This window comes from Streptomyces sp. NRRL B-1347 (assembly GCF_000720325.1).
GTDB lineage: Bacteria > Actinomycetota > Actinomycetes > Streptomycetales > Streptomycetaceae > Streptomyces.
Window position 1 is genome coordinate 21,238 of record NZ_JOJM01000063.1, and the last position, 13,772, is coordinate 35,009.

Genomic DNA, 13,772 nt, shown 5'->3' on the forward strand with positions numbered 1-13,772 from the left:
GATCACGAGGGGGAACAGGTTGAAGATCACGGCGGAGGTACTGGGAGACCTTGCGGAGCCGTCGAACGTCGCGGTCCACTCAAGCCTAGAGCTGGCCGGAGATGTGAGCGCTGCAGTCTCGGACGACGACGAGCAAAGGAAGGAGAAGGACCTCGACCCGCTTCGACGAAAGCCGGCACTGCGGCCCCTACCCGCCAAGGACATGAACCGACTCGTGCAACTCACCCCCTGGGATGTACTTCACACCTTCGGCCGGGCAATCACCTTGGCCCGGCGCGGAGCGGCACGCGGCCTCGCCGAGCACTGGGGCTGCCTGAAGTACAGCCAAGCTCTCCATGGAAACTCAGACTCGTTCATGGCCCTCTCGGCCGAGGGCCGAGAGACTGCGGACTACTACAAGGCCCTTCAGTCGGGAGAACTCGGGGTCGGTTTCGCGGCGGCGCTCGCCACGCGACTCCTGAACAAGCGCTTCCCGGATCACTTCGTCTCGATCGTGCCAGCCGACACCGCGCTGCGCGCAGGGTGGGCCCTGACCAGCAGGGACTCTGGCCCGAGGTCGGGCTACCGGTACCGGCCGCAGTTCTTCGCCGAAGTATGGAGGCCCGGGGAGCCCTCTCGCGCCTTGCCGATCGCGTGCAAAGGCAACCACAGCAGACTCTCCGCCTCACATACTCAGCTCGCCTCGGCTTCCGCCCACGTCGAAGCAGTACACATCGGAGCATGGGATGAGACACCGTGCCTGGTGTTCAGCACGGAACTCCCCCTCGATGGCCCCCTCACGGTGCACACACTGGAGGCCAAGGGAGATGGAGGCTGGCTGGACGCCCCGGCCCGCGTCCTTGATCACACCTTGGAAGACGAGAACGTCTATCCCGGCATTCAGCCGCCCGCAGAGGGCGACAAGCCCGTGGAACCCGAACCCGGCTATCACGTGAAGCCGGACCTCTACGCGTGGTTCCAGCACGTTCTCGCCCGCACTGCCGCAGCGGGTCTCACCGCCTTTGCTGGGGATGGAAGGGCGACCGCCCCGTACCTTACGAAACGACAAGGACAACGACACTTCACAGGCTTGACGCACGCAGCCACCGACAGTGTCCAGGACGCACGCCACCGGCTCCTCGGCATCGACTTCGTCGGCACGGACCACGTGTTCCGGCTGAACCGGAAGCGCGTCGAGACATTCTCCGGAGTCGCGGAGGACCTCTTCCGCCACCTTGCGGAGGGACGGGTGGAAAAGTACCGCCGCGAGATCTACGCACGCCGGTCCACCTGGCCGAGCGAAACCTGGGCCCCACGTTGGAACGGTCCCATCTCCATGCACCCTGACGGTTCCGTGCTCGCCATGCGCCTACTGCGCCCTTAGCCCACGAGCACCCAGGCGCGGGTAGCCCACGAGCATCCAGGCGCGGGCGCCACACGGCCTTGCACGGGCTTCGGTCGTGGACCGGATCCGGATTATGGAACAGGCTCACGACCACCGGGGACGAGGTCGACCTCGCTCAGATTCACCGCCAGGTACAGCACGAGCTCGCGCTTCAGCGTGGTGCCGACGCAAGCGAAGTCCCGATCACTGGCGGACTGCCAGGTACCCGCCGACTTCCACCTGCCCGGCACAGCCCGCACAAGCGGCCGCATCAACACCCGGGCGTCACATGTTGTGTTGGAAACCGTGCCCCTGACCAGCCCAGACGTCGAGTCGCATCCAACCGTTTCGGAGCACGCCCCTGGGGAGAATCTGGGGAGTTTCGTTGGCCGTGGGGGGCGCCTGGGGAGAATCAGCTGCGTAACCCCACACCAACCCGAAAGCCGCTGAAAGAAGTCTTTGCACAGGTCAGAGGCCCAATCACCTTCATCGTCGCAGGTCAGCCCCACCAGGACGACGACTTCAAGAAGATCTCGTCGTGGGCGGCGATCCTGTTTGCTCCGACATTGGTGGGAACCATTTACGGCATGAACTTCGAGAACATGCCTGAGCTGGGGTGGGGGCTCGGGTATCCGTTCGCGATCCTGCTGATGGCGGTGGTTTGTGTGAGCTTGTACTTCATCTTCAAGCGGCGGGATTGGCTGTAGCACCGAGGACGGAATCGTCGCACCGCGGCCCGGCGCCCAACGTCTACCGCACGGCCTTCCTCGCTCTGCCCTGCCGTACGCCTCTTGCGGGCGAACAGGGTTGACCGCGCCGAGTAGTAACAAGCGATCATCCGTGGCGCCACCACGGACGAATTCCAGGCCGTAGGCATCCGCGCGATGCCGGGAGGGCAGGGTCTTCATACCGTCCTGCTCGCCCGGCACGCGGTAACGTCCCTCACGAGGCCACCGGAGAGGGAGCACGCAGCATGCCTCAGGCCAAGGCCGCCGCCAACGTGACCTTCGTGCCGAGGGTCTACGACATGTCCCCGCTCTACCGAAGCCACCGTCTGTTGCTGGTGCCCTCCGTGGTGGAGGACGCCTTCCCTCGGCTGATCATCGAAGCCGCGCTGCACGGGACCCCCAGCATCGGCACCGACCGGGGCGGCATCTCCGAAGCCATCGGCCCCGGCGGGATTGTCAACCTGATCCGGCCGACCCGTCCACTAGTGGAGCAGCGCCTCGTCCACGGAGAACAGCTCGTCGCACGAGTGGTCGCCGCGGTCGTAGTGGAACTCCAGCCGCCAGAAGTCCGTCATGCGCTTCCACCACAGCCGGCGCGCGCCGTCCATCAGAGCGGATGGCTCCAGCGGTACGACGGACCGGCATCCGTCCACGAACGCCGACACCCGGCCGAGGTCGAACACACCGTCCACCCCGAACTGCACCTGTGCAGTCGGCGTGACCTCCTCCGCGTACGGGCGAACGCCGACCCGGTCCCAGTCCAGGAAGGCGGAAAGCTCCTCGCCCGCCCACAGCAGGTTGCGGTACCGCAAGTCACCAGGCGCTGCGGGCCCTGCTCGACCGCGGTCCAACCCGCCTTCAATGCGTGGCCGTTGGCGGATGCGCTCTTGAAGCAGTACGCGTTCGTGGCCATGGCGTGACCTCGCCCCCGCGCGGAGCCGGTCCGGTGACTCACCGAGAGTGACACGGGTGCCGGAGCCCGTGCACGCAGAGCCCTCGGCACCACCAGGCTGCTCCCGGCCACTGTGCTTCCGGACAGGCGCGGGGCGCTCAGAAGGTAACGGCCAGGCAGTCGTGGTCGGGGCTGCCGCAGGAGTACGCTGCGTAGTACCGAGAGCATTCCCTCGACCGGCTTCCATGCCGGTATCTCTCTCGGTTCAACAGCACCGGGCCGGCACGACAGGTCCGGGGACGGGTCGACACCATGACGGTGATCACCGAACGACCCCCGCCAGCCACACCGGTCGCCGAGCCTTCCGCCCACCCGCCGTTGCGCCTGTCCCTCAGGCCCCAGGGCCCGTCCTCCGGGCTGCTCGACGGCGCCTGGTGGCCGCGCTCCCGCGACCTCACTCGTGAACTTCCCGCTCTGACCGACCTGTTGGACCCGCTGTGGGGCCGCATCACGCGCGTCACGGTCAACCCGACGCACTGGCCGGTCGTACCGCGCAAGATCCCCGTCAACGGCCATGTGGTCAAGGTGGGCTGGTACAAGGACGAGCAGGACCCGCACCAACTCCTGGTGCTCTCCTACCACGTCGGGCGCTGGGACCTGCTGATCATCCCCCCGGAGACCGGCGCGGCGGCCGCCGCGCGGCTCATGGCCGCCGCCTGCGACCCCCGGATAGTCCGTACGGGCAGCGCTCTGATCGCCGACGACCTTGGCCGCCATCCCGCGGCCCCGGCCGAGGCGGACCCGCCGGGCCGCACACAGGCAGAGGCATGGGAGGCGGAGGGCGGCGCCATGGCCGCACCACCTGTCGGCACGGTCGGGGGGAGGTGACGGGCCACGGACACCGGCCTCACCGTCGCCGCCATCCTCACGCTGATCACCCTGGGAGCATTCGTGATCCACCGTCTCAACGACCAGCATGCCGAACGGATCGCGCAGCGCCAGTACAGCGGTCGCCTCACCGGACGCCGCGGCACCCGCGGCCCCGCGTGGCCGCGACCAGGCACCGCCCCTCCGCCCGCCGTTCGCACCCGCCGCGACCACCGGGACGGGGGGCGCGGACGCCTCCGCCCGCGGCGCAGGGCCGCGAGGGGGCGAAGGGCATGACCGGGCACGTGACGACTCAGCGCGGCGCCGCCGGGCCGAGCCCGCAGGAACAGTCGGCTGACGGGCGCGTCGAGGTCCGCATCGTCTCGGCCGACCCCGACGCGGCCCGCCTTGTTGCACAGGCCCCGAGCCGGGTCCTCGTCTGCGACGAACCCCGCAGCTATCCCGTGGGCGGCGAGGGAAGCGGCACCCGCCTCCACCTGACCGTGGACACCCTGCTCACCCGAGTGCCGGAACCGGCACCCGGGTCCTGGCTCGCCGACAGCCGCTCCCAGGTACAGCGCACCCACATCGACGAACTGACCTGACCCCTGGGTCGCCCCTCGTGCACTCGCTGGCCCCGGACCCCGGCCCGCCCCTTCCGGACCGAGGTCAAGGAGCCTTGCATGTCCCCCAGCACCACCTGGAGTACCACCCGTTCGCAAGCTCCCGTCCCGCCGCACGACCTCACCACATCCCAGACGTACGACGGGACGACGCCCTTTCCCTCCGAGGCTCCGCCGCCTCCGCGCGGCCCCGGCGACCGCCTGTACGTGACCGTGACGGTGACGATCGTCGTGCTCCCGTTCATGGCGCTCGGCCTGGCCGGGTGGCTCCTGTGGGGCAGCCTCATTCATCCCGCCGACGTCCTGCTCGCCCTCGTCCTCTACACGCTCACCGGCCTGGGCGTCACGGTCGGCTTCCACCGCGGCCTCACCCACGGCGGATACCGGGCCGCCCGGCCCGTGCGGATCGTGCTCGCGGTGGCCGGGTCGATGAGCTTCCAGGGCGACGTCATCGGCTGGGTCGCCACGCACCGCCGCCACCACGCCTTCACCGACCGGCCCGGCGACCCGCACTCCCCCTACCGCTACGGCACGCGCCTGCGCGGCCAGTTGCGCGGCCTCGCCCACGCCCACGTCGGCTGGCTGTTCCGCAACGACCCCACTCCGGCCGAGCGCTACGCCCCCGACCTGCTGGCCGACCCCGACATCCGCGCCGTCTCCCGCGCCTTTCCGGCCCTGTGCGTCCTGACCCTCGCCCTCCCCTTCGCGCTCGGCTGGGCGATCGGCGGCACCTGGGTCCACGCCACCACGGCCCTGGTATGGGCAGGCCTCGTCCGCATCGCGCTGCTCCACCACGTGACCTGGAGCGTCAACTCACTGTGCCACGTGATCGGCCGGCGCCCCTTCCGCACCCGGCGTCACGACCGGGCCACCAACCTGTGGCCCCTGGCCCTGCTCTCCTTCGGGGAGAGCTGGCACAACCTGCATCACGCCGACCCCACCAGCGCCCGCCACGGCGTCGAACGCGGCCAGCTCGACCCCTCCGCCGCCGTCATCCGCCTGCTCGAACGCCTCGGCTGGGTGTACGACGTGCGCTGGCCCACTCCGGACCGCGTCGCGGCCCGCCGCGTCTGAACTCACCGGGCAAACGGACCGTCTCGCCCCACACAGGAGCCCCCATGACCTCAACCGCACACCCCCAAGACCGTCCCCTTCCGCTCCGACCTGAGGTGCGTCTGCGCGTGACGCCCCGCCAAGCGATCCCACGCCGCATCGACGGCGCCTGGTGGCCCCGCTCCCGAGACCTGATGGTCGAACTTCCGCCGCTCTTGGCAGCCTTGCCACCGTCCTGGGGGCACATCGCCGCCGTCAGCGTGCACGCGTCGATGTGGTCCACCACGCCCGGCCGTGTACTTATCGCCAACCGAGTCGTACGCCTGCACAGAACGTCCGGCGCGCACGGCCGCCACAGCATCTGCCTGCTCACCCCGGGCCGTGGCCGATGGGACCTGCTCGTCGTGCCACCGGAGATCGACCAAGCGGACGCCGAACCGCTCATGGCATCCGCCGTGGCGAAGTAACCGCCATGGCCACCGCCACCACCTTGCCCCTCGTCACCACAGCGGCACGCATGCACACTCACCCACCCCGGCCGGTCTCGCGGAACGGAGGCGCCACGTCCCTGCCTCAGCTGAATGTCTACCGGCACGACAAGCACTGCCGGGCGCTGATCACCTTGGGCCGGTGAGATCGACCTCGAAACGGCGCCCCTGGCCGACGCGTCCCTGCGGGAGTGCCCGGACGACGGGATGCGCACGCTCGACGTCGACCTGACCGCCGTCTCCTTCTGCGACGTGAGCGGCCTCAGCTCCTTCCTGCACGCTTCTGCGGAGGCGCGCGGGGCAGGCGGCACCTTGTGGCTGCACCACCCACCGCCCTCACTACGACGAGTCCTCACCCTCACCGGCTGCGCGTTCCTGCTGAACGGCACACCGGCCAGCCGCACCGGAGACCCGCCCGCCCCACCGCGGTCCACGCCCCTGTCGTCGGCAGGTGCGCGATGACGGCCGCCGGCTCCGGGCTGCGCCACGAGCGCGCCGCCCTGGACGCGGTGCGGCTGCGCCGCGTGAATCGCTGGCAGGCCGAGACGCTCCGGGAGGACCTGGCGGATCTGTACGTCGAGTCCTCGGACGCCACGACCGGCGAGACGTACCGCCGCAGGGAGGACTTCCTGCACCGCCTCGCGGACTCCGTACGGCGCCCGGGCTTCTCGATGCTGCTTGCCGAGACGGCCACGCCGGCGGGTTGTGCCTACGGCTTCCCCCTAGCACGAGAGGGGACCTGGTGGCTCGGCTTCGAGGGTGATCTCCCCCAGTCGATCGAGCAACTGCCCCCCTCAGGGCACGCCTTCACGATCACAGAGACGGTGACGAGCCTCAGCGATTCATGCCTCGCGGCTCCCATCGTCGACGCCCTCAACCGGATCTCCGCCTTGATCACCGTCCCTGTCAGTATTCACGACCGCAGGCAACAACGTGTGGGCCACTACCCGCGCAAGCACATTGCGGCGCCGACTGACGCCGCCGCCCGAGTCGAACTCCTCAATGGCGCACACAGCCTGTGGTACGAGTACGTCTGCCTACGGCTTCATCAAGGCTGGTCGACTTGGAGAATGCCTTGGTGGCCGTGCCTGATACCGTCAGCAGGGCGATCCGTTCCGAACTGGAGCTAGAAGAGCGCGAGTTGCGAACAGCACTCGACGACCTCTCAGGAACTTTTCGGGAGATGCACCGGAGCCCGAGCGCCACTGGGATTTCGGCCATCCATTCGTGAAGTACAACGACGGAATGGACACACTGAGCGACCGGACGCGCGCAGCTCGACAGCCGCGAGGATGACCGCACCCCGGAGGATCGGGAGAAGGCCGTCACTGGCCTCCGAGTGCTGGTCACCGCACACTCCAGGAGCGGCGGCACGTGGGCTCATCTGGATGATCCCAGCTGCGAGCTGTTTGCCGAGCCCTACGACTCTGACGGCTTCTACCTGACCGTCCAAGCGCCGGAACCCTCTGACAACGACAGTTCGTGGGAGATCGAGATCGGGCGCTGGGAACCCGACGACCCCCACGAAGAATACGGAGAACACACCAGTGCGACCGGCAGCACCGTGCTCAATTGTGCTCTTCCCCCTACACCAGACGCCGACGGGATCGCCCGCCTGCTGAAGTCCATGGACGAGAACCCACTGCTGCTTGCTCAGTGGGCCAAGACGCCGGTGGGAACGGCACTCGAAGGGACCACCATGGTGGTGACCAAGCATCACGACTCGTGATCGAGCGTCCGGAGGGGGTATCGGGCTGACGCGATGACGTCCTCGACGGCCTCCTACTGGACTGCAAAGCCACCAAAGACCCCCGCCGCCTGGGCCGCGACGAGTTCTACCCACTCGCCGGATACCTGCTCCTCGACTACGACGACGAGTTCGGCATCGACCACGTCGGCCTCTACCCCTCCCGCCAGGGCGGCCTGATCACATGGGAGGCGGGCGAGTTCCTCCGACGGCTCGGCGGCGACGTTCCACTCCGGCGGTTGCGTGAACAGTTCCGCCAGCAACTGCGCGGCGCAGACGGGCGTCGCAGGTCGTGAGGCCGCGGCCCCTCACCATCCCGACCAGCGCTTCACGAGACGACAGCAGTCACTCAGCGAGGAGCCAGACCCCTTCGTCGGAGGCTCGTACCGGCGGTCTCAAGAGGAAGGGGGATCCTAGCCGTCCACGAGTTGGTCGATGGCGAAGAGGACCTGCTCCACCGCGCCGGGCTCGGCGGCCAGTGCGGGCAAAGGGACCTGCGGCCAGCCGCGGAACCCCGCCGCCCGCTGCTCGGCCAGCTTCTGCCCCAGCCCGCCCACCGTCGGCAGGGCTGCGGCGAACGCGGCCGCCGCCTCGACGCCCAGGCGCTTGGTGATGGCGCCGAAGCTGAAGGCCAGCTCCGCCCGAGCCCCCGGGTTCTCGTACAGGGACACGGTGCCGACCGGGACCCACTGGCCCGCCACCCGGTAGTGGACGTTCATGCTCGGGTACACGGCGGTACCACCCACCAGCCGTCCCCTCCGCTGGGCGTGCTGCAACAGCGCCCTCGCCACCCCACGCACCTCCGGCGTGCAGCGGCTCTCGATCGCGGCGTCCATCTCGTCCGGGAGCGTCTTCTGCGGGCCGCGCTGTCCCGGAGCGGTCTTCGCGGCCGTGGCGGCTTCTCCGTAGACACGAGGGACGAGGACCTTCAGATCGCCCTCGCCCCGGTACTGGTTCAACTCGACCGCGTACACGTCCGCCTGTCGCATCTGGCGGTTCAAGAACTCCACGATCGCCCGCAGCTCCAGCGGAATGCGGTCGGCGACGAACAGCAACCGCATCTGGCCCGCGGCCAGGCGCTCCTCCACCATCGCCCAGAAGACCTCGGGCGAACGCTCGGAGTCCTCGCCCAGCAATTCCGCGTACGCCTCTCCGAGGGAGCGGCCGTCGGCCTTGCAGGTTTCCTCGAAGGAGCGCTGGAGCAGTGCGGCGGGCCAGTAGCGGGCGCCGTTCGCGGCGTAGTCGAGCATCTGGCCGACCACTTCCCGGCGTATGCGGGTGTCGGTGGCCCTCTTGACCTCGACCAGCGTGGGCACGCCGTCGGCATCGACGAAGAGGTGGTCCAGCCAGTACGTCGGACCGCTGTCCGCGCTGGTCGCGACGCCCATCTCCCGGGCGACGAGGACCAGCCGCAAGGGCCGCCCGTCGGAGAGCGTCCCGAAGTCCAGCACCCGCGGATGCAGCGCCAGCAAGTCCTGGAACTCCGCCTCCGTCTCGAATGCCGCGGCCTCCAGCGCCTGCAACCCCTCGCCCAGCACGAACACCGGCTGCTCCGCCACCGACCGCTCCTCCTCAATGGATCCGTGAGTACTTGACCACCAGTGTCCGTGGTCAGGTCACACACCGATTCATACCGGAGGCCACCGAGAACGCCCAACCGGACCACCTGGGCCGCATCTGCGGCAGACGCTTCAGCCCTCCCTCCTCCGGAGCACCGCATCCCGAGCCGGCCAGTCCGTCACGCCCTTCTGGTGGCCGAAATCGGCGATACGGAGGTCCAGTACGGTGAACCACGGGGCCACCGCGTTGAGGAACGTCTCCTCGGTGGCCAAGGACGGGCCGGTGGACTGGTCCAGGGCGTCTTCCTCGCTGAGGGCGGCGGCACCGACGTGGAGCCACAGGCCGTTGGGACCGCGCATGCGGGCCATCGCCGCGGCGAACGTACGGCGTTCGTGGTGCGTGGGGCAGGTGTGCAGTACCCCGCGGTCGAGGACCACCGGGAACGGGCCCGCCGAGGGTGTGTGGGTGGTGACGTCCAGGGTCTCGTACCGCACCGTGGCGTCGGGCGGTGTGCGGCGCCGGGCCTCCTGGATCGCGCGGGCCGAGAAGTCGCAGGCCGTCACGGTGTAGGAGCGGCCGGCGAGTCGGCGTGCGGTGGTGCCGAGGCCGCAGCCGACGTCCAGGACACGAGTGGGTGGCGGAGCGTACTCGGCCAGGAGTTCGCCGAGCACCGGTGGAGGTTCCTCGTCCCGTCCGGCGAGCGTGGAGTCGTACGTGCGGTCCCATTCGGCCGCGTTGAGGGAGCGCACCGTCAGCCCACCACCGGCCAGCGCGTGATCCGGGACGGCAGCCACCACAGAAAGGAGCCGACCTAGTGGACGAGGCCCGCTTTCAGGAACGCCTCCCGTTCCTGTTGCCGGAAGTCCGAGGCGGGGGCGCCGTCCAGTAGTGCCGTCAGCTTTCGACGGATATGCCGACCGCCCGCGGCGCTGACTCGTCGAGCGCCTTCGTCAGTAGTCCGTGCAGATTCCGGGTGGCGGAGTCTAGGGAGCCGACCTGTGCTTCGGACAGCCGGAGCACCGCCTGGTCGAGGGGGTCGAAGTCGTCCCACACTTGCGACAACGCCGAGTCGCGCAACAGCAGTTGGGTGGCCTGTCGGGCCAGTCGCACCGCGCGTACGGGGCCGAGGCGGGGCGCCGGGGCCTTCGTCAGGACGAAGTCGCGCAGCTCGTCGAGATGTTCCAGGGCCGCATCGGCCACCGCCGCCCGGTACCAGGTCGGCAGATCCCGTGCCTCGTCCAGGTCATGGGCCGCCCGCACGAGGGCCGGGCCGTCCAGGAGCCGATGGACCAGCTCGATGCTCAGATCGACCTGATGCGCGCTGTAGCCGGACCGGCGGACGTGACCGGCGAGATAGGGCAGGCTCAGATAGGGAAAGAGGGTTGCCTCCGTCAACGGTGGAAACAGCAGCAAGAGATCCATGCCATCCGTCCTGATCCGGACGGTGGAGCCGACCGAGGTACGCAAGGTGCTGGAAGTCGGAGTGGGGCGACGGCTATCGCGGAGACGGGGCCGAGGGAGCTCACAAGCGGGCGGCACGCCGGCCATGTGCAGGGCGCCGGAGAACGCGGAAGGCCTTGTGAGCTCCCCGTGCAGTGGAGCTCCTCATGCTGCTGAGCTCTTCACCCAGCGGCTCAGTCGGGCCGGTCAGCCCGCCGATGCGTCCGAGAAACGGTCCGCATTCCTGGCGATGTAGTTATAGGCCGTGGACGAACCGCTGACTTGCAGTTCGTCCATCTCGAGTACCTCTAGTTCACCGAGGTCGCGGTCTACCTCGGTGCTCATCTCGATGTCCATGCAACCTCCATGCGCGAGTGGAACATGAGACCGGAGAACGCTTCTGGGATCTCCGGTCCTCAAACAGACTCGCTGTGGCATTTCAACATGGTCAAGGGGCGCTATCACGCCATGGTCATTCGACTGATGAATGCGGTTTGACGGTGCTCTCGGAGCCGGATCCCGCCTGCCTTTCGGCTTGCCAGAAGGTGCCCGAGGTCATTACCTTGGGTGATCGGACGCTCGCAGTGACGAGTGGGTTCCGCTTTCCTGAGCGGTGAGCGGTAAGCGGCCGACCGCCACTCCCCTCGCGTACAGGAGATGTCGTCGCTGGCCATAAGCCCGCCCGCGCGGCATCGCACGCCATCGCCCGCCCACAGGGGCAGCAACGACGGCGGGCCGCCTCTCACGGATTTCGACAGAACCGAAATGCGGAGCCGTCCCTCATCATTTGCCCTTTGACCCCTCGGAGGAGAAGAGTGAACTCTCCACCGATCCCTCATTTCCCATGTCCGGATTTCGTCGCGCGCCGCCACCCGGGGGCACGGCGCACACGGCGCCGCTGGTGATGACTGCCGGAAGGCCTGCCATGATTGCCCTTTCGGGCGACGAGAGGTGCCCTCACGGATGCCCTTCCGTTTGACCTCGGCAATCGACCACTCCGGCGCCCGACCCCGAGGCGAAAGGGGCCTCGCGTCCCCACCGAACAGTTTCAGCCCGAATCCTTTCGACCTGTACAAGTGCACAAGTGTCAGGGGCTTGCTCGACGCACCCGCCGTCTCCGGCTCCGCAGGGCGAGTAACGGCCGGCTCCGCGGCCTCGGACTCCCTTCGGACAGGCCTGCGCATTCGCGGACAATCAGCAGGTGAAACCGGATCCACGCCCTCCGGAGCGCTCCACAGGAGGGCCGCTCAGCAGTGCGAGAAGCAGCCCCTGTAACCCCGTTGCGGGCGCCGCTCAGCCTTGGTTTCGTCCTGGCCGGACAACGGTCTGTTTCGGCCGTTCCTCCTATCACTTCACAGTTCGTGGTGTTGGCACCTACCTACGACGTGTACGCTTTTTTAACGGCCCCAGTAGTGACGAGGGAAAGGCTGCCATTGCAAGAACTGCAATAGCCGGTGTACCGCGCATCCGACGGGATGCGGGAACTTCGGACACGGCACGATCTTCCCCCGGCCGCGACTGGCCACGACATGGCCACGCCCCTGGGTATGGGCTCCGCCTTTGACACCGCTCGGTGAAACCCCTGACACCGTTCGGGAAAAAGGTGAGGCCGCCCGGGCCCCTCGGGGGTTGGGCCGGACGGCCTCGCGTGCAGATGGTGCGTGGGGACGTAAAACGGGGTTCAGAAACGAACCGGCAGGGCGCCGAGCGCAGTTCCCTTGCCGGGGACGTCGAAGTACTGGAGTTCCTCGGGCGCGACCGCGAGTTCCATGGTCTGGTTCTGGATCAGGAACGTGTTGATGACGATCTCCGTCTCCAGCTGCGCGAGCGCCGCACCGGTGCAGTAGTGCGAACCGCTGCCGAAGGAGAGGTGGCCGACGCCGGGACCCATGTCACGGGCGACGTCCAGCTTGAGCGCGTCGGGGAACTGCCGCGGGTCGTGGTTGACGCCCACCAGAGACGGGATGACGGCGTCTCCGGTCCTCACCGGGCAGCCGCGGAACTCGAAGTCCTCGGCCGCGTACAGCGGACCACCGGTCGGCACGGACGTGGCGAAGCGGATCAGCTCCGGCACGGCCCGGCGAGCGAGCAGCTTCGGCTCGGCACGCAGCTTCGCCAGCTCCTCGGGGTGCTGGAGCAGCGCGAGTATCGCCTGGCCGAGGAAGTGCGCGGGCGGCGCGATGCCCGTGCTGGTGAGCAGCAGGAAGATCGCGATGATGACGTCGTCGGTCAGCAGGTCCTGGTCGGGACCACCGGGCTTCGCCAGCTCGGAGATGAGGTCGTCCGTGGGCTCGGCACGGCGGCGCGCGATGAGGTCCTTGTAGTAGTCGACGATGCTGCCGATGGCCGCGACGAGACGCTCGGTGTCGTACGAGACGAACTCCATGATCCAGCCCATGAGCTTCGGCCGGTCGGCCTCGTCCACACCCATGAGCTCACAGATGGCGGCGGCCGTGAACGGGTAGCCGAGCTCCCCGATCAGGTCGCCCTCCCCCTTCGCGGCAAGCGCCGCGTAGGTGTCCGCGGCACTCTTCTCCAGACCGGCGCGCAGCGCGTTGACGCGGCGGGCCGTGAAGGCGCGCGCGACCACGTTGCGCATCCGGGTGTGCTCCTCGCCGTCGGACAGACCGAGGAGACCGAAGTACTTGAAGTACTCCCGCGGCATGCCGACCTGCTCGAGCATCTCGTCCGTCAGGCTCGGGCCCTCCGCACCCGGCAGCTTGGACTGGTCCCGGATGAAGCGGGAGTCGTGGAGGATCTCCTTGCAGTCGTCGAAGCCGGCGACGAACCACACCGGCGACTCGAGACCCTCGATGGCCGCCCGGAAGAGGGGGCCGTGATCGCGCAAGGACCCGTACTCCGCCGGGTCGCTCACGGTCTTGTTGCTCAGGGTGATGATCTGCTCCGACACGCTGATCTCTCTTCTTCTGTGGTTGGCCGCAAGAGCCCCTCACCTGGCAGGTGAGGGGGAACAGAGGTACTGCCGTCCCCCCTCACCCGGCTGGTGAGGG

At 68.5% G+C, this 13,772-nt stretch carries 15 protein-coding genes and 2 pseudogenes; 10 read left to right on the plus strand and 7 right to left on the minus strand.

Annotated features, from left to right (window positions below; translation table 11 throughout):
• Positions 1–19: 19 nt before the first annotated feature.
• The 3 genes and pseudogenes from IG74_RS0135715 to IG74_RS54790 all read left to right on the plus strand — a co-directional run.
• Entirely contained in the window at positions 20–1,363 is a 1,344-nt protein-coding gene (locus IG74_RS0135715; RefSeq protein ID WP_030685829.1) for a hypothetical protein, read from the plus strand.
• Between the two features lie 509 nt (positions 1,364–1,872).
• Positions 1,873–2,070 (plus strand): annotated as a pseudogene (locus IG74_RS0135720) (CorA family divalent cation transporter); the annotation flags it as partial.
• Between the two features lie 320 nt (positions 2,071–2,390).
• Positions 2,391–2,495 (plus strand): annotated as a pseudogene (locus IG74_RS54790) (hypothetical protein); the annotation flags it as partial.
• A 78-nt stretch (positions 2,496–2,573) separates the two neighbouring features.
• On the opposite strand, the gene IG74_RS46540 reads toward IG74_RS54790, so the two are convergent.
• Positions 2,574–2,903: a hypothetical protein gene (locus tag IG74_RS46540; protein WP_420710001.1), complete on the minus strand. Its 330-nt coding sequence runs from the start codon at positions 2,901–2,903 to the stop codon at positions 2,574–2,576.
• A gap of 392 nt (positions 2,904–3,295) precedes the next feature.
• On the opposite strand from IG74_RS46540, the gene IG74_RS0135730 reads away from it, so the two are divergent.
• The 7 genes from IG74_RS0135730 (at position 3,296) to IG74_RS53700 (ending at position 7,743) form a co-directional block, all read left to right on the plus strand.
• Positions 3,296–3,871, plus strand: coding sequence for a DUF5994 family protein (locus tag IG74_RS0135730; protein ID WP_030685834.1), 576 nt, complete (start codon positions 3,296–3,298; stop codon positions 3,869–3,871).
• Positions 3,872–4,143: 272 nt separating this feature from the next.
• The gene (locus tag IG74_RS0135735; RefSeq protein ID WP_051856103.1) at positions 4,144–4,455 is read left to right on the plus strand and encodes a hypothetical protein; all 312 of its coding nucleotides are present in this window, start codon (positions 4,144–4,146) and stop codon (positions 4,453–4,455) included.
• Between the two features lie 78 nt (positions 4,456–4,533).
• Positions 4,534–5,547: an acyl-CoA desaturase gene (locus IG74_RS0135740; protein WP_030685841.1), complete on the plus strand. Its 1,014-nt coding sequence runs from the start codon at positions 4,534–4,536 to the stop codon at positions 5,545–5,547.
• A 107-nt stretch (positions 5,548–5,654) separates the two neighbouring features.
• Positions 5,655–5,993, plus strand: coding sequence for a DUF5994 family protein (locus IG74_RS0135745; RefSeq protein ID WP_234334554.1), 339 nt, complete (start codon positions 5,655–5,657; stop codon positions 5,991–5,993).
• Between the two features lie 204 nt (positions 5,994–6,197).
• Positions 6,198–6,476, plus strand: a complete 279-nt coding sequence (locus IG74_RS53690) for an STAS domain-containing protein (RefSeq protein ID WP_234334556.1) — start codon at positions 6,198–6,200, stop codon at positions 6,474–6,476.
• Positions 6,473–7,144, plus strand: coding sequence for a hypothetical protein (locus tag IG74_RS53695; RefSeq protein WP_051856106.1), 672 nt, complete (start codon positions 6,473–6,475; stop codon positions 7,142–7,144). Before IG74_RS53690 ends, IG74_RS53695 begins: the two co-directional genes overlap by 4 nt.
• A gap of 209 nt (positions 7,145–7,353) precedes the next feature.
• On the plus strand, positions 7,354–7,743 hold the full coding sequence (locus IG74_RS53700; RefSeq protein WP_051856107.1) for a hypothetical protein: 390 nt from the start codon (positions 7,354–7,356) through the stop codon (positions 7,741–7,743).
• Between the two features lie 53 nt (positions 7,744–7,796).
• On the opposite strand, the gene IG74_RS52355 is transcribed toward IG74_RS53700, so the two are convergent.
• From IG74_RS52355 to IG74_RS0135785, 6 genes are all read right to left on the minus strand, one after another.
• Positions 7,797–8,024, minus strand: coding sequence for a hypothetical protein (locus tag IG74_RS52355; RefSeq protein WP_030685849.1), 228 nt, complete (start codon positions 8,022–8,024; stop codon positions 7,797–7,799).
• 150 nt (positions 8,025–8,174) lie between these two features.
• Complete coding sequence (locus tag IG74_RS0135765; protein WP_037826620.1) at positions 8,175–9,320, minus strand: hypothetical protein; 1,146 nt, start codon at positions 9,318–9,320, stop codon at positions 8,175–8,177.
• Between the two features lie 132 nt (positions 9,321–9,452).
• Positions 9,453–10,115: a class I SAM-dependent methyltransferase gene (locus IG74_RS48255; RefSeq protein WP_158857883.1), complete on the minus strand. Its 663-nt coding sequence runs from the start codon at positions 10,113–10,115 to the stop codon at positions 9,453–9,455.
• 100 nt (positions 10,116–10,215) lie between these two features.
• Entirely contained in the window at positions 10,216–10,743 is a 528-nt protein-coding gene (locus tag IG74_RS0135775; RefSeq protein ID WP_030685857.1) for a hypothetical protein, read from the minus strand.
• Positions 10,744–10,968: 225 nt separating this feature from the next.
• Entirely contained in the window at positions 10,969–11,118 is a 150-nt protein-coding gene (locus tag IG74_RS52360) for a hypothetical protein (protein WP_158857885.1), read from the minus strand.
• A gap of 1,324 nt (positions 11,119–12,442) precedes the next feature.
• Entirely contained in the window at positions 12,443–13,672 is a 1,230-nt protein-coding gene (locus IG74_RS0135785; protein WP_030685859.1) for a cytochrome P450, read from the minus strand.
• Positions 13,673–13,772 lie beyond the last annotated feature (100 nt).